This is a genomic window from Streptomyces sp. NPDC060064 (genome assembly GCF_042736455.1).
Classification (GTDB): Bacteria; Actinomycetota; Actinomycetes; order Streptomycetales; family Streptomycetaceae; genus Streptomyces.
Window position 1 is genome coordinate 51,336 of the sequence record NZ_JBHWWF010000030.1, and the last position, 16,406, is coordinate 67,741.

Below are 16,406 nucleotides of genomic sequence, written 5' to 3' on the forward strand. Positions count from 1 at the left end.
GCCCATCGATCACCTCTCCGCTTCTTCCTGCCAGGACTAGTCGTTCGTAGGTCAGCCGGTGCGGTACTTGGGCGCCGGCGGCCCGGTTATCCCGGGCAGATCGGCCACCAGCCACTTGTTGTACGCCTCCGTCCAGGGGCCCTTGCGGTAGTCGTCGAGCACCTTGTTGACCCGGCGCACCAGGTCGTCGTTGCCGAGCTTGGTGGCGACGCCGTAGAACTCGGTGGTGAAGGGCTTGCCGCCCTTGAGCTCGACGGCGGGGTCCTGCGCCGCCTGGCCGGCCGCGAGGGCGGCGTCCGTCACGACCGCGTCGACGAGGCCCATCTGGAGCCGGACCAGGCAGTCCAGCTGGTTGGGCACGGTGAACTGCTCCTCGTCCTGCGGCTGCCCGTCGTGCTCGTCCTTGAACGTCGCTCCGAAGGAGTTCTTCGCCAGGGCGTCGTACGCCGTCGAGCCCTCCGCCGAGCAGATCTTCTTCCCGGCGAGCGACTTGTTGTACCCGGTGATGGACGAGCCCTTGGGCGCGAGCACCTGCTGGCCGGTCTGGAAGTACGCGGTGGAGAACGCGACCTGCTTGATCCTGGCGCAGTTGATCGTCATCGTACGGACGACGATGTCCACCGTGCCGTTGTTCAGCGCGGGTATGCGCTGGTTGGTCGGTATGGCGCGGAAGATGATGGCGTCCGGCCTGCCGAGGATGTCCTGGGCGATCGCCCGCGCGAGATCGATGTCGAAGCCCTCGAGACCGCCGGAGGCGGGGTTGCGATAGCCCCAGCGGTAGCTGTTCTGGTCGACGCCGACGATCAGCTTGCCCCGCTGCACGATCGTGTCGATGTTCGGCCCGCCGGCTGCCGACGACGGCAGCGAGGCCTCGGGCGTCTGGCAGTCGTCCGCCTTGGCGGGCCGGGCCGAGGCCACGCCCTGGCCGGCCAGCACCGAGCCGGCGTTGTCCGCAGCACCGTGGGACAGCGGCAGCAGCGTGGCGGCGGTCAGTGCGCAGGCCGCGGCCATCCCCGCGACGCCGCCCCAGCCACGGAACCTGCTCCTCGCAACCGTCATCGCGCCGCCTCTCACCGGTACTCCGAAAGCCTGCGGTTGATGCCGAGAACGGCTCCCGCCGCGCCCAGCACAGCCAGCGCGACGGCGCCGATCGGCAGCCCGGCCAGTGCCCCGCGCCCGGACTCCGCGGACGCCGTGAACTCGCGCTGCTCATGGTCGATCGCCTGGCGCAGCGCCGCGTCCACCGTGTCGAAGGACTGGCCCGTGGAGCCCTTCGCCCCAATGGTCTGCTGCAGGGCTCCTTCGTAGTCGCCGTCGTTGTCGGTGGTGCGCGCCTTCTGATGGCGGGTGCGCCACTCGGCCACGGCCGTGGTGGCGTCCGCGACGGGGCCGCGGCCCTCGGGGTCGTCGGCGAGGTCCTTCGCCCACTTGAGCGTGAGGCTGACGGCGTCCATGCGGTTCTTGTAGTTGAACTCGTACTGGTCGTTCTTGCCGTCCGGGGTGAGGACCGCGCCTCGTGCCACCAGTGTCAGGTTCTCGTTGGCACGGGCCTGCAGCGCGTGCACCCGGGAGGTGTTGAGAGTCTTCAGGGAATCCTGTCCGCGCTCCATGGCGGCCTGCAGCTCGGTGCGGGCCACTGTGTGCCCCACGATCAGCCAGAGGATGACGATCGTCGAGGCCGCTGTGGCGGCCAGCAGCCCGTGGTTGAACATGCGGTTGGTACGCCGGTAGTTGCGCCGCTGGGCCCAGGCGAGCGCGGCCAGCGCCAGTACGCCGAGACCGAGCGAGGCGAACGGCCAGTCCTGCGCGTCGCCGGTGTCCTGGCCGAGTCGCGCCGTCTCCGCCTTGTAGAGCTTGTCGGCGGCGGGCAGCAGCTCGGTCGACATCTTCAGGTTCGCGTACCGCAGATAGGCGCCGCCGAGCGGCAGGCCCTGCCGGTTGTTGGCGCGGGCGCGCTCGATCAGGCCTGTGTAGCGGGGCAGCTGCTCATTGAGCGTCGCTATCTCGCGGCCCGACTCGGTCGAACTGTCGGTATTCGCCGCGGCGTTGATCAGCAGGCGGGACGCGGCCGTGATGTCCTTTTCGTACCGCTCGTGGATGGCGCGTGGCTCTTCGGCACCCGCGAGGAAGCCGTTGGCCGCCGCGGCGTCCGCGTCGGCCAGCGAGCGGTGGATGGACGCGGCGTCCGCGCTCAGCGGCTGGCTGCGGCTCACCACGTCGTCGGCGGCGGCCGCCCGGTCGGAGATCTCGAACGCGGTCACCGCGCCGAACGCCACCACCAGCGCGGCCAGCACGGCCCCGATGATCTGCAGCCGGCCGGGCTCGGTCGTCGCAGCAGTACGCAGCCGCTCCTTGCCCTCGGCCCATGCGCCGCGGTGGGCGGGCGGCTGTGCGGGTGGCTGGACCGGCGGCTGTGCGGGCGCATACGCCGGAGCCGCCTGGGGCGCGGTGCGCGCAGTCGGCGGGTATGTCACGTGACCTCCCCCTCGGTCGCTGACGTCGGCCCGCCCCCCGGCGGGTGGGGGACGACTCCCGGTCAGCAGTATGGCCGCAGTGACTGACATTCACAGCACGATTGACTGGATCTTGTTGCTGTCGCAGCAATTCAGGATCCTGCCAGGCCGTTCTCCCCACCATGAATACGCTTCAGCGCCTTGATCGGTTCCCTTTGCACGGATGCCGGAACCCGCGCCCGGGGTCTAGGCGGAGACCGGATACAGCGGAGGCTGGGCCATGAACCGGGGCCGCGTGCCGTGGTGCGGCTGCGCGGCGTGCACCAGGAAGGGATGGCAGAGAAAGACGTCGCCGGGCCGGCCCGTCGCGTACGCCGTCTCGCGGTGCGCGGACGCCGCGTCGATCGCCGGGCCGATCTCCATGATCGAGACGCCTTCCTCACCGTACGGAGCGAGCAGCGCCGGGATGTCGTGGTGCGAACCGATCCGGATCCGGGTCGGCGCGTCCCTCTCGCCGACCTCGCTGAACAGGAACAGCATCAACAACGCCCGCCCCTTGGAACGGTGGTTGGCGTAGTACGTGCTCGCTCCCTCCGGCTGGTAGCTGCCCTCGATGTGCCAGCCGGCGTCGTCGGGCTCGTCCTCGTGCGGGAAGCGCAACGGGAACGACCCCAGTGAGTACCGCGGCTCCCACCGCCCGGGACCGACCAGCCGGTCGAACGCGTCAAGCAGCACAGGGGTGTTCACGGCCTGTATGAACGGCTCCTGCGCCATGCCCCACACCCAGTGCACCGGCCGGGTCCAGGTCGCCGGATCGTCCGGATCGCACCCCGTCTCGGCCCAGAGCAGGTCGGTGCACTCCCGCGCCACGGACGCCGGGAAGGCCCCTTCGAGCTTCACGAACCCGTCGGCCTCGAACCGTTCACGCAATGCGTCGCCCATGCCCCCGATCCTGATACCGGGCACATGGGCGACGCATCCCGTTTTTTCCCGCTGTCCCGTTTTCCTGCCGTCCTGCCGTCCCGCTCTCGCTGTGCGCTATGCGTAGTGCGCGCGCAGCCGGGCGCGGGCCTCCGGCGACGCCCCGATGTGGTCAAGCCCCAGCAGCGCGGCGCCCAGCACCGGCGGGGCCGTCACCACCTCGATGACCGCCTTCGGCGCCTTGGCCGCGAGCAGCTTGCCGATGTGCTCGTCCAGCTCCGGGTGCCGGGCCGCGAGGACGCTGCCGCCCAGCAGCACCGGCGCCTCCTCGTCGAGCAGATCGAGCCGGGCGAGCGCCACCGTGGACATGGCGACGACCTCCTCCGCGAGCCGGTGCACCAGCGAGCGGGCGACCGGATCGCCCTCGGCGCTGGTGGCGAAGAGGACCGGGGTCAGCTCATGCTTGCGCGCCGAGGGGATGTGCTCCAGATGCAGCGCCTCGATGAGCGCGTACATGGAGGCCAGGCCGAAGTGCGCGGGCATCGTACGGGCCAGGGCCGTCGGCTCGCCGCGGCCGTCCTCCGCCCGCGCCGCGAACCACAGCGCCTCCTCCGCGAGCCCCGAACCCCCGCCCCAGTCCCCGGAGATCTTGCCGATCGCGGGGAAGCGGGCGGTACGGCCGTCCGGCAGCATGCCGACGCAGTTGATCCCCGCGCCGCACACCACCGCGACACCCCGCGGCTCGTCGACGCCCGCGCGCAGTATGGCGAAGGTGTCGTTGCGCACCTCGGTCGTACGCCCCCACTCGCGGGCGTGCAGAGCGGCCGTCAGCTCCCGTTCCTCCACCGGCAGATCGGCATTGGCGAGACAGGCCGACACATGCTCGACGCCGTCGATGGCAGCGCCGTGGGCGCGTGCCTTCGCCAGCGCCTCGCCGACGGTCGAGCCGAGTACATCGAGCGCCGCCCCGACGCCGACCTTCGGCGGCTGGAAGCCGGGCCCGCGGGACGACACAAGCACCGAGCCGTCGTCGCCGACGAAGGCGATGTCGGTCTTGCTGTTGCCCGCGTCGATGGCGAGGACTGCGGCGTTCAGGCCCACGCGAGGTGCTCCTGGTTGTGCGCGATCAGCTTGTCGGTGAGCGCTTCGGCGTACTCGTACTGGCCGATCAGCGGATGCGACAGCATGGCCTTGAAGACGCGGTCGCGGCCGCCGCGCAGGGCGGCCTCCAGCGCCAGGTCCTCGTACGCCGTCACCTGGGCGATCAACCCCGCGTACAACGGGTCGACTTCGGGCACGGGCAGCGGTGTCACGCCCTGCGAGCCGACGGCGGCCTGTACTTCGATCACGGCGTCGTCCGGCAGGAAGGACAGCGTGCCCTTGTTGACGGTGTTCACCACCTGGTACGGGCTGCCTCCTGCGCCCAGCAGCGAGGCTGCCAGGTCCACGGCCGCCTCCGAGTAGAAGGCGCCGCCGCGTCTGGCGAGCAGCTCCGGCTTCTCGTCGAGCGCCGGGTCGCCGTACATCTCGAGCAGCTGCTTCTCCATCTCCGCGACCTCGGCGGCCCGCGAAGGCTTCGTCTTCAGCTCTCGTACGACCTCGTCGTGCGCGTAGAAGTAGCGCAGGTAGTACGAGGGGACGACACCGAGCCGGTCGAGCACCGCACGCGGCAGATGCAGATCGTCGGCGATCGCGTCACCGTGTCCGGCCAGCAGCTTCGGCAGTACGTCCTCGCCCTCGGGACCGCCGAGCCGCACACCCGTCTCCCACGTCAGGTGGTTGAGGCCCACATGGTTCAAGTGGATGTCGGCCGGGGCGACTTCGAGGAGCCTCGCGAACTTGCGCTGGAAGCCGATGGCGACATTGCACAGACCGACGGCCTTGTGGCCGGCCTGCAGCAGCGCCCTGGTCACGATGCCCACCGGGTTGGTGAAGTCGATGATCCAGGCGTTCGGATTGGTACGGCGCACCCGCTCGGCGATGTCGAGGACGACCGGGACGGTACGCAGCGCCTTGGCGAGGCCGCCCGCACCCGTCGTCTCCTGACCGACGCAGCCGCACTCCAGCGGCCAGGTCTCGTCCTGGTTCCGCGCCGCCTGCCCGCCGACGCGCAGCTGCAGCAGCACCGCGTCGGCGTCGGCGACACCCGCGTCCAGGTCCGAGGTGGTGACGATCCTCCCGTCGTGGCCCTGCCTGGCGAAGATCCGCCGCGCCAGCCCGCCGACCAGCTCGAGCCGGTCGGCCGCCGGGTCGATGAGGACCAGTTCACTGATCGGGAGGGTGTTCCTCAGCCGGGCGAAGCCGTCGATCAACTCAGGGGTATAGGTGGATCCGCCACCCACGACTGCGAGCTTCATCAGTTCTTAGCCCTTCACTCCGGTCAGTGTGACGCCCTCGACGAACGCCTTCTGAGCGAAGAAGAAGACGAGGATCACGGGGGCCATGACCAGTACGGTCGCGGCCATGGTCAGATTCCAGTCGGTGTGGTGCGCGCCCTTGAAGGACTCCAGGCCGTACGACAGGGTCCACGCGCCCGGGTTCTCCGAGGCGTAGATCTGCGGGCCGAAGTAGTCGTTCCAGGCGTAGAAGAACTGGAAGAGCGCGACGGCGGCGATGCCCGGTTTGGCCATCGGCAGCACCACCTTGATCAGCGTGCGGAACTCACCGCAGCCGTCGACCTTCGCCGAGTCGAGATACTCGTTCGGGATGGTCAGCAGGAACTGGCGCAGCAGGAAGATCGAGAACGCGTCGCCGAACGCCATCGGGATGATCAGCGGCCAGAGCGTCCCGGAGAAGTCGAACTGCTTCGCCCAGAACAGATACATCGGAATGATGGTGACCTGCTGCGGCAGCATCATCATCGAGATGACCAGCATCAGCGACAGTTGGCGGCCGCGGAAGCGGAACTTGGCCAGGGCGTACGCCACCGGGACCGAGGAGACGACCGTGAGGACGGTGCCAAGGCCCGCGTACAGCAGCGTGTTCTTCCACCAGGTCAGAAACCCCGGGGTGTTCCAGACGTCCGCGTAGTTGCTCCACTCCCAGTTCTGCGGCCACAGATCGCGGGTGAGCGCCTGCTGGTCGCTCATCACCGACGTCAGGAAGAGGAAGGCGAACGGCAGCACGAAGAAGAGCGCGGCCGCGAGCCCCAGCGAGTGCACCGCGACCCACTGGAGCAGGGCCTTGCGGCGCGCGGAGCGTGCGGCGGGGGACCGGGAGATCGCCTCGGAAGCCGTGGGGGCGGTCAGGACTTGAGTCATGGCGGTCAGTCACCTGCCTGGATGAGGCCGCCACGGCGGCGCATCAGCAGCGCGGTGAAGGCCATGGCGAGGGCGAAGAGCACAAGCGCGATCACACACGCGGAGCCGTAGTCGAAGCGCTGGAAGCCGAGGTCGTAGACGAGCTGGGGGAGGGTCAGTGTGGACTTGTCGGGGTAGCCGGGTTCGAACTGCTGGCCCGAGCCGCCGATGATGCCGGAGGCGACCTTTCCCGCGACGAGGGGCTGTGTGTAGTACTGCATGGTCTGGATCACGCCGGTGACCACGGCGAACATCACGATGGGCATGATGTTCGGCAGGGTCACGAAGCGGAACCGCTGCCGGGCCGAGGCCCCGTCCAGCTCCGCCGCCTCGTACTGCTCCTTCGGTACGTCGAGCAGCGCGGCCATGAAGATCACCATCAGGTCGCCGATGCCCCACAGGGCGAGCGAGGTGAGGGCGGGTTTCGACCAGGTGGGGTCGGTGAACCAGCCGGGGGTCGGCAGCCCGATCGAGTCGAGGACCGAATTGACCGGCCCCGTACCCGGGTTGAGGAGGAAGACGAAGGCGAGCGTCGCCGCGACCGGTGGGGCCAGGTAGGGCAGATAGAACAGCGTGCGGAAGAGCCCGGCCCCGGTCTTGATCCTGGTGATCAGCAGTCCGATGCCGATACCGAACACGACCCGGCAGGTGACCATGACCACGACGAGCCAGAGGGTGTTCTGCATGGCCGGCCAGAACAGCCGGTAGTCGCTGAAGACGTACGACCAGTTGTCCAGGCCGTTGAAGGAGGGCGGGCGGATGCCGTCGTACTTCGTGAAGGAGAAGTAGACGGTGGAGATCAGCGGGTAGGCGAAGAAGACGCTGAAGCCGATCAGCCAGGGCGACATGAAGGCCGCTGTCCGAAGCGCCGACCGGCGGCGCTTCGAACGCAGGGTGTGCCGGCCGGTGCTGCTGCCCATGCCCGTCCCCGTGCGCATGCTCGTGCCTGTGCTCATGGGAGGACTACTTCGCCTTCGCGATGTCCGTGTCGATCTGCTGGGCGGTCTTCTCCAGGCCGGCCTTGAGATCCTTCACGGAGCCCTTCTCGTACTGGTAGCCGAAGTCCTGGAACGTCACCTGGTACGCACCGCCGTCGGCCTGCGCCGGGGTGGTGTTCGACTTCGGGTGCTGCGCGATCTCGATGAAGGTCCTGAACCCGGGCTCGATCTTCAGCTTCGGCGACTTGAGCGCCTCCAGCGTGGACGGCACGTTGTGGATCGCGTTGGAGAAGGCCACGACCGCGTCGGTGTCCGTGGTCATGTACTTCAGCAGCTCCCACGCCGCGTTCTGCTTCTGGCTGGTGGCCGCGATCCCCATGACGGTGCCGGAGAGGTAGCCCTTGCCGTAGTCGGCGACCTGGTCGTCGGCGACGGGCAGCGGCGCAGTGCCGATCTCGAACGTGGCGCCCGCCTCCTTGGCCATACCGAGCCGCCACTCGCCGTCGAGCTGCATGGCGACCTGGCCGGTGTGGAAGGGGTGCTTGGCGCCCCACTCGTCACCGAAGGTGTTGCGGTACTTCTCCAGCTTCTGGAAGCCGCCGAGCTTGTCGATCAGGCCCTTCTGGAAGGTGAGCATCTTCGAGAAGGCCGGGTCCTTGGCGACGTTGGACTTGCCGTCGGCGTCGAAGTACGTCGGTCCCCACTGGGAGACGTAGTGCATCGGGGTGGTCTCGTAGCCGTGGTAGGTCGGCATGACGCCGACCTGCGAGTAGCTGTCGCCCTTGGGCTTGGTCAGCTTCTCGGCGTCCTTCTCGAACTCGCTCCACGTCTTCGGCGGGGCGGTGATCCCGGCGGCCTTGAAGGCGTCCTTGTTGTAGTACAGCCCGTACGCGTCGTTGAGCAGCGGCAGTGTGCACTGGTTGCCGTCGAACTGCGTGTAGTCGAGCAGCGTCTTCGGGAAGACCTTCGCCGGGTCGATCTTCGACTTGTCCAGGAACGGCTTGAGGCCGACGAAGGAGCCGGAGGTGCAGAACTTGCCGACGCTGTCAGTGGTGAACGAGGACACCACGTCGGGTGCCTTGGAGCCGCCGGCCCGCAGCGCCTGCTGGATCTTGGCGTCGGTGATGTTGGCGGTGACCTTCACCTTGATGTTCGGGTGCGCCTTCTCGAACCGGGCGACGTTGTCCTGTATCGCCTTCACCTCGCCGGGCGCGCTCCAGCCGTGCCAGAAGTTGATCGTGACGTCCTTGTTGGGGTCGTCGGTCGCCGCGTTCTCGTTCGACCCCGTACAGGCCGAGGCCAACAGGGATATCGCGGCGGTCGCGGCGAGCGCGGCGGCCGTCTTCCGGGTGCGTGTGGGCATGGCGATGTCTCCCTGTGGCGGGTGGAGGGGCCTGGGGTCGAACGGGGGAGGTGTGCTGGTTTTCAGCGGGAGGTGTCGAAGACCTCGTCCCGCGTGCTGGCCAGGGCGCTCTCCAGCGCCCCGCGCAGGACCGGGTGTTCCCGTACCGAACCGAGTACGAGACGGGGCCGGGATGCGGCCAGTTCGGTGAGCTCTGCCTGTACGCGTGCGCGCAGAGGCTCCCCGCCTGCGGCGATCACCTCGCCGGACAGGACGACGAGTTCGGGGTCGAGTACGGCGACCATGGAGGCGAGACCGGTGGCGAGACCGGTCGCGTAGGCGTCGAGGAGCTGCCGGTACGGCCCCGATTCGGCACCGGCGGCCCGGGAGACCAGCTCGGTGGCGACCTCGGCGTGCGGACCGTGCGCGACGCCGTCCACACCGAGCTCGCGCGCCAGCCGGGGCAGCGCCTGCGCACCGGCGAGTTCCTGGAAACCACCGCTGTTCGCCTTGGTCACCTGCCGCACCAGAGGGGTGCCGGGCACCGGCAGGAACCCGACCTCACCGGCACCACCGGTGAAGCCGCGGTGCAGCCGGCCGCCGATGACGAGGGCGGCGCCGAGGCCCTCCTCGTTCCACAGCAGCACAAAGTTCTGATGACCGTGCGCGGCGCCCAGGCGCTGCTCGGCGACCGCGACGAGGTTGACGTCGTTCTCGTACTCGACGGGCATCGGCAGCACCGCGGCCAGTTCGTCGAGGAGGGTGGGGGAGTGCCAGCCGGGGAGATGGGATGCGTACCGCAGCCGCCCGGTGGACGGGTCGAAGGCGCCTGGTGTGCCGATGACCAGCCGGTGCACCTCGGAGCGGGTGAGCCCGGCGGCCTTCACGGCCCCGTCGAGCGCCTCGGTGACCTGGCGTACGACGCTCTCGGCTCGCCGCCCCGGGGTCGGCAGCTCGAACTCGCCGACGGTGGCGCCGGTGATGTCGGCGACGGCGGCGCGGATCCGGTGCGGGGTCACATCGAGCCCGCCGGCGAAGGCGGCCCGCGCGTTGACGGCGTACAGCTGGGCGTTGGGCCCGGGCCGGCCTTCGGTGGTCCCGGTGGCGACGACGAGCCCGGCGGACTCGAGCCGCGCCAGCAGTTGGGATGCGGTGGGCTTGGAGAGGCCGGTAAGTTTCCCTATCTTCGTACGTGACAGGGGCCCGTGCTCGAGCAGCAGGTCGAGTGCGGCCCGATCGTTCATGGCGCGGAGTACGCGCGGTGTACCGGGTGTGGTTCCGGGTGTGGTTCCGGCCACGACGGATGCACCTGCCTTTCGACTGCGGACTTCCCCGCTGCACTGTTAGGAAAGTTTCCTAACCAGTGAGAGGAAAAGTAAGCCGCACGTCAGCCGGGCGTCAATGGCCAGCGCCTCCGAGGCAACCAAAGCGTTACCTGCGGAGGCGCCGAGCGTCTGCAGTCTGCGGCAGGTCTGCGGCCGGTGTCAGCGCCCGTCGGTGAGCACCTGCGCGGTGGGTGCCCAGTATCCGTTCAGTCCACCGGCGGTGATCCGGACCATGGGCCTGCCGTTCACGACGGCTCTGCGGTCGAAGGGGGCGTTGGACTCCTTGGCGAACTTCACGGTCTTGGTGGAGCCGGTGGTCCCGTTCGCGCCGAACTTGACGCAGGTGATCTCCACGCCTGCGGGGAAGGTCGCGTTGCGCTGCGGGCGGTAGGTCGTGGAGACGTACTCACCGCGCAGGAAGACCTTCGGGAACGCCTCGCCGATCCACCAGCCGGCGTACGAACCGGCGTTGATCCGGTAGTAGATGCCGCGGCCCATGATGCGGCGGCGTACGTTGACCGGAGCCTGGGTGGCCTTGGCGAAGGTCACCTTCTTCGTGGCCAGCTGCCTGTCGGCCTTCGAGGCGGACCAGCCGAAGCTGCCCGCCGCGCCGAGGGTGTCGAGCGCGTACAGGGTGTGCGTGCCTGCGGCGATGGCCGCGACGGACCCCGAGCGCAGGCCGTACGCCGGGAAGTCGTCGATCAGTTGGTCGTGCCGGTTGGCGATGGTGGGGCTGCCGGTCTGCCAATGCAGCTGCCGCAGAAGGTTGATGTGGTGCTGGTGGTACGTCGGCGCCGGAATGCGGTGAGTGTCGCAGTAGTACGAGTACCAGCGGGCGTTGCGCAGCCGGGGGAAGTGATCACGGATCGTGGTGAGCGAACCGTCGTACAGCTGCTCCGCCAGCGGATTGACGGTCGCCTGGAAGTAGTCCCAGAGCCCGAACATGGCGAAGATCATGCCGTTGTAGGTGTAGTCCGAGGTGCCCGGGGCGTTGATCGGGTACTCCTGGATCCACAGGTACCCGTTCTTGTCCCTGTTCACCGCCCACGGCTTGGCGTCGTCGGCGCGCAGCATCGAGGCGAAGGCACCGTCGGCGGCCGCCCGGTAGGTCGTGCGCTCCTCCTCGGTGATCCCGTGGAGCTGGGAGAGCTGGATGAAGAGACTGATCGCCTCACCCTGCGCCATGCCGGAGTACCAGGGCGCCTTGTAGACGACGCCGCTGTGCGTCGGGTGCGCGAAGTTGAAGGGGTACGGGAAGTACCAGGCGCCGCGAGCCTCCACCCGCTTCTCGATCAGACGGTCCGCCTGCGCCTTGGCGCGCTTGAGGAACAGAGCCCTGCGGGCGGGGTCCTTGTCGATGCGGTAGCCGGTGAGACAGCCCAGACCGAACTGGATCTGGGTGACGGGCTGGTCGTATCCGGCCGCGGTCCTGTTGGGCCGGTACTGGATGACGCCCTTGGAGTCGAGATAGGTGTGGTTGTTGTCGGGCGTGACATTGGCCCAGGCCGTCGGACGGTCCCGCCACGGCCGCAGCGCCTCGGGCAGGTCGGTGACGCACCTGAAGGCGGACTTGTTGAACTGGAAAGGCAGGACCGTCGGTACGGAGTTCTCGACGGCCTGCGGGTTCACCGGCTCATCGGCGTACGGAATGTCCACCAGGGCGCCGGGCCTGGAGAGAGTGCCCTCGGCGAGCTGATCCGGCAGCGGCGGCAGGGGTGGCGGCGCAGGCGGCAGCTGATCGCCGCCCGGTGCGCCCGGTACCCCCGGGAGGCTCAGCGCGAGCGACCTCGGCATCCCGCCGAAGAGGTCCGCCTCGGGGGTGTTGAACACCCCGGCGGCCATGGCGGTGAAGGTCCCCCCGCCCGCCACGGCGGCACCGGCGACGGTGCCTCCGGCCACACGGATGAAGCGTCTGCGGCCGATGTCGGCACGTCTCTGTCCTGGCATGACTGAAGAACGCGAGCCATGAGGGAGTCGTGATGCCGGCGCGCCCAGGAGTACACAAACGTGTAGTAGTCCGATCTGACGTGACGCCAGGTGTGGGCGTGATCGGGAAGAGCGGGGCTGGGCGAGACTGCCCGCGGGGGCGGGTGGCTGCCCGTCAGGGAGCAACCCGGTTGTACATCGGGAGTCCGCCACCGCTGGCTTCATGACGGGTGACCAAAGGGTTCAAGAGCTGGCCCAAGGCGTGTTGACGGCCATGCGTCTCCGGGGGCCGTATGTCGCCTATCTTCAGCTGTTGTTCGCGGTGTGATCTTGCACACTGTTGACGCGTCAGCTGCGGAACCCCATATTTGGCGAGCTTATGTAGGAGCCATGTAAGACCTGGGGTGGGGTTGTGAACGGTGGGATGTGGCGCAGTGTGCGCCGCAGAGCGGGTGGGGCTGTTGCCGCCGGTGCGTTGGCGGTGGGTCTCCTGCCTGCTGTGGCGCAGGCGGCCGTGCCGTCAGCCCTGGAGAACCAGGCAGCTGCCAAGCCGCAGGATGCACTTGCGCGTGCTGCAGCCTTGGGCGAGCCGGTTGAGGTCGTCGAGGAGCGCACCGAGTACACCAAGACCGAAGCGAATCCGGACGGTACGTTCACACTGACGCAGTCAACGACGCCTCAGCGGGTCAAGGGCGACGACGGCTCCTGGCGCGATGTCGATGTGACGCTGGTTCGGCGTGCGGATGGCACGGTGGGTCCGAAGGCTGCCGTGGTGGACTTGTCGTTCGCCGGTGGCGGCAGCGGCAGGGACCTGATCCGGCTGGCCACGTCGAAGGGTGCGGTCGAGCTGGGCTGGCCGCAGGCGCTGCCGGCGCCGACGCTGGACGGGGCGACTGCGACCTATCCCGAGGTGTTCAAGGGCGTCGACCTGCAGCTGACGGCGACGGCCACCGGTTACCGCGAGGTGCTGGTGGTCAAGTCCGCTGAGGCCGCGGCCAGCTCTGATCTGGAGAAGGTCAAGCTCACCGCGTCGGGGGAGAAGCTGGACATCCTGTCGGGTGCGGGTGGGGGACTGCGCGCCGTGGACGGCGACGGCAACAACGTGCTCACCGGCCCGGCCGGCCTGATGTGGGACTCTACGGGTGATACCGCGGGTGCCGGGGCGCAGCCGCAGATGCTCCGTACGGAGCCGGCGGATGAGCCGGCCGCCGCGGTGGACGGGGATCCGGAGGCCGCCCGGCCGGACCACGACGATGCCAGTGCGGAACTCCCCGTGCAGGTCGAGGACGGCGCGGTCGCGGTTGAGCCGAACCTGACGCTGCTGCGCGGCAAGGGCACTGTCTACCCGGTGTACATCGACCCCTCCTTCGGACTGGGCGTCTCGGAGAAGACGGTGCTGTCCTCGGACGGGGACCATTTCTGGGACTTCGACGGGGACCTTGGTGTTGGCAACTGCAGTCACCTGGGCCCGTGGTACTGCGGCACGGACTACACCAACCGCATGTACTTCGAGTTCTCCCCGGCCCAGCTGTCCGGCAAGTACGTCATCGATGCCACCTTCCGTGCGTATGAGACGTGGTCGTTCTCGTGCAGTGCGCATGATGTGGACCTGTGGCGCACGAACAACATCTCCAGCGCTACGCGCTGGCCGGGCCCTACGCAGCTTGACTTGATGGGCGACCGGAGCGTTTCGGCGGGCCGGGGCGACAACTGCTCGCCCGCCCAGCCCGATTCGTGGGTCGAGTTCAACGACAGTGCGAGTGAGCCGGACGAGAACCTGACCAAGACGGTCCGCTCGTTCGCCGACGGCAACTTCTCCCGGCTGACGCTGATGCTGCGCGCCAAGAACGAGAATGACCCGGACGCCTGGAAGCGGTTCAAGGAGAACGCGGAACTGCAGGTCGTCTATGTCCTCAAGCCCGGATATCCGATCAACGTCGGCGCGATTCCGGGAGACGGCGCGATTGCACACTGCTCCGTTGACGCGAACGCCCCCGACATCGCCACGCGTGTGGATCCCACACTGCAGGGCAGGGTCCGAACCCTGCAGACGCCGAACGGCGATGCGGAGAAGGGATCGCTGCGTTCCCACTTCTTCGTGCAGAAGAAGACGCCAACCGGCTTTGTCGACCACTGGCAGGTCAACCAACCGACCGCGGGTTACGACATCAACGGCGACTTGGAGAAGGTGAGCCTGGCCGGAGGCGCCGACGCCACGCTGTACCGCTTCAAAGTGCTCACCCAGTCATTCTGGACCTACGAGGGTGTCACCACAGCGATCTCCTCGGGTTACTCCCACTGGTGCTACTTCAAGATCGACCTTGACACGCCCGAGGCACCCGTGATCGAGCCGGGCGCGCCGTACAACGCGGCGTGTGCGGACGTGGGCTGCGGCGAGCCGGGCAAGGCCGGTTCCTTCACGTTCAAACCCAATCCCGAAGATGCGAGTGACACGAGCGACCCGGACATCACCGGCTACAGCTGGTCCCTGTCCACCAAGGGGGGCGCCACAGAGGTGGCCTCGTTCGACTCGAGCGGGGACGTCGTCACCGTCAACGATGTGACGCCGCCTGTAGCGGGCACCACGGTGCTCACCGTGCAGGCCAAGGATGTCCGCAACCGGTACGGCCCAGCCTCGACGTTCACGTTCATGGTGGACCAGCCGGACGGCGCCGTCGGACGCTGGCACTTCAACAACCCGACTGACAGCGCGACCGACGGCACCATTCGTCATCCCATTGAGCTGCACCAGCAGGCGGGCAAGGCCGCAACCTGGGGGCTTGAGGGTCGCCGCGGCATCGATGACCATTCGTTGCGCCTGAATGACGACGTCACGGATCCCGCGCAGCAGATCGGCTATGCCTCGACCCAGGGCGGCGCCCCCGTCGACACCGCCAAGTCGTTCACAGTTTCGGCATGGGTCATGCTGACTGATGCGAACAAGACGCGGGTGGTTGCTTCCGCTCCGGGCACCTACAACTGGGCGGCGTTCAACCTTTTCTATTCGGGCTCTGAGAAGAAATGGGTGTTCAACCGGGCCGCGGCCGACTCCGCCACCTCGGTCTACGTCAGTGCACTCGCCGATACGGCGAACCCGCCCACCAAGGTGTGGACGCATCTGACCGGCGTGTTCGACACCAAGGGCGACCAGGACAAGACGAACGACACCATCCAGTTGTTCGTCAACGGTCGCCCTCAAGGGCTCGAAACGGGAGTCGTTCTGGCAAAGGAGAATGCCTCCTACACGCCGTGGACCTCATCGGGGGACATGCGGGTCGGCGGTTCCAAGGCCGGTGAGTACTTCATGGGCCGCATCGACGAGTTGGCGGTGTGGCAGCGGGCCCAGGGGCGGCCGCTCATCGCGGACGAGGCGAACCTGACCGAGAACAGCGAGCCGGCCACCGCCCTCGCGGCCTCCTGGGATGCAACCGGCGCCACCGGCACCGCGGTTCAGGACTCCTCGCTGTACCAGAGGTCGAACCTGACACTGGCCGGCGGCGCCACGCGGGACGATGAGCAAGGCATTGTCCTCAACGGCACCACCGGCTACGCAGCCACGACCGGCCCAGTGGTGGACGAGACCGGTTCGTTCACCGTCTCCGCCAAGGTCAGCCTGAACAAGCTCAACCTTCAGGCGAAGCCGGTCGGCTACCAGGCACAGGTCGCCGGACAGCGCACCGGCGGGGAATCCTCCTGGGCCCTATGGGTCGTGAAACTCGCCGACGACGCCTACCAGTGGAAGTTCACTCGCACCGCCGTTGACGGCACTGGCCAGGTGGTCCAGTCCGCCGAGGTCGCACAGCTCAATGGCTTCGCTGACTCGACAGGCGCGCCCGTCGATGTCACCGCTGTCTTCGACGCACAAGCCCGCAGAACTGAGGTAAAAACCGAGAAATATGGCGAGCTGCGTCTGTTCATCGGAGCTGAGCCAATGACCGACTCGGGCGATACGAACTCCTTCACCGCCGCACAGCAGGGGACAGGTGAGCTGTCGGCCGGCCGGGGCACCACCGGGGGCACTACAGCCCATTACCTGCCCGGTGCGCTGCAGAAGCTCCGGGTCTGGACCGGTGCCATGTCCGGCGCCCAGGTCAAAGCCCAGACGCAGGAATCTGGCGCCTAGCGCTCACGTAGTAGTGCAGGTCCGGGCCCGTATGAGCGCCCGGGCCTGCCCCAAACACATGCATGAACCCGGCCTCCGG

Annotated in this window: 11 protein-coding genes; 1 reads left to right on the forward strand and 10 read right to left on the reverse strand. The window is 68.2% G+C overall.

Translation table 11 applies throughout. The annotated features are described in order from the left end of the window. Positions 1 to 51: 51 nt before the first annotated feature. From ACFWDI_RS29995 to ACFWDI_RS30040, 10 genes are all read right to left on the reverse strand, one after another. Positions 52 to 1,059, reverse strand: coding sequence for a glutamate ABC transporter substrate-binding protein (locus tag ACFWDI_RS29995; RefSeq protein WP_385308737.1), 1,008 nt, complete (start codon positions 1,057 to 1,059; stop codon positions 52 to 54). Between the two features lie 11 nt (positions 1,060 to 1,070). Beyond that, positions 1,071 to 2,474 (reverse strand): hypothetical protein, encoded by a 1,404-nt coding sequence (locus ACFWDI_RS30000; RefSeq protein WP_385308739.1) that lies wholly within the window; start codon positions 2,472 to 2,474, stop codon positions 1,071 to 1,073. 225 nt (positions 2,475 to 2,699) lie between these two features. After that, complete coding sequence (locus ACFWDI_RS30005; protein ID WP_385308740.1) at positions 2,700 to 3,395, reverse strand: phytanoyl-CoA dioxygenase family protein; 696 nt, start codon at positions 3,393 to 3,395, stop codon at positions 2,700 to 2,702. A 96-nt stretch (positions 3,396 to 3,491) separates the two neighbouring features. Next, complete coding sequence (locus ACFWDI_RS30010) at positions 3,492 to 4,475, reverse strand: N-acetylglucosamine kinase (RefSeq protein ID WP_385308741.1); 984 nt, start codon at positions 4,473 to 4,475, stop codon at positions 3,492 to 3,494. Next, on the reverse strand, positions 4,466 to 5,731 hold the full coding sequence (locus ACFWDI_RS30015; protein ID WP_385308743.1) for a 6-phospho-beta-glucosidase: 1,266 nt from the start codon (positions 5,729 to 5,731) through the stop codon (positions 4,466 to 4,468). The genes ACFWDI_RS30010 and ACFWDI_RS30015 overlap by 10 nt, the downstream gene beginning before the upstream one ends. A 6-nt stretch (positions 5,732 to 5,737) precedes the next feature. Beyond that, positions 5,738 to 6,634, reverse strand: a complete 897-nt coding sequence (locus tag ACFWDI_RS30020; RefSeq protein WP_385308745.1) for a carbohydrate ABC transporter permease — start codon at positions 6,632 to 6,634, stop codon at positions 5,738 to 5,740. A gap of 5 nt (positions 6,635 to 6,639) precedes the next feature. Beyond that, the gene (locus ACFWDI_RS30025) at positions 6,640 to 7,629 is read right to left on the reverse strand and encodes a carbohydrate ABC transporter permease (RefSeq protein WP_385308746.1); all 990 of its coding nucleotides are present in this window, start codon (positions 7,627 to 7,629) and stop codon (positions 6,640 to 6,642) included. Between the two features lie 7 nt (positions 7,630 to 7,636). Beyond that, entirely contained in the window at positions 7,637 to 8,974 is a 1,338-nt protein-coding gene (locus tag ACFWDI_RS30030) for an ABC transporter substrate-binding protein (RefSeq protein WP_385308748.1), read from the reverse strand. Between the two features lie 62 nt (positions 8,975 to 9,036). Continuing rightward, a complete protein-coding gene (locus ACFWDI_RS30035) occupies positions 9,037 to 10,197 on the reverse strand; it encodes an ROK family protein (RefSeq protein ID WP_385308750.1) in 1,161 nt (386 codons plus the stop codon). A gap of 240 nt (positions 10,198 to 10,437) precedes the next feature. Further along, entirely contained in the window at positions 10,438 to 12,225 is a 1,788-nt protein-coding gene (locus tag ACFWDI_RS30040; protein WP_385308752.1) for a D-glucuronyl C5-epimerase family protein, read from the reverse strand. Between the two features lie 559 nt (positions 12,226 to 12,784). Between ACFWDI_RS30040 and ACFWDI_RS30045 the strand changes: the two genes are divergently transcribed. Continuing rightward, positions 12,785 to 16,327, forward strand: coding sequence for a LamG-like jellyroll fold domain-containing protein (locus ACFWDI_RS30045; RefSeq protein WP_385308753.1), 3,543 nt, complete (start codon positions 12,785 to 12,787; stop codon positions 16,325 to 16,327). Positions 16,328 to 16,406: the final 79 nt, after the last annotated feature.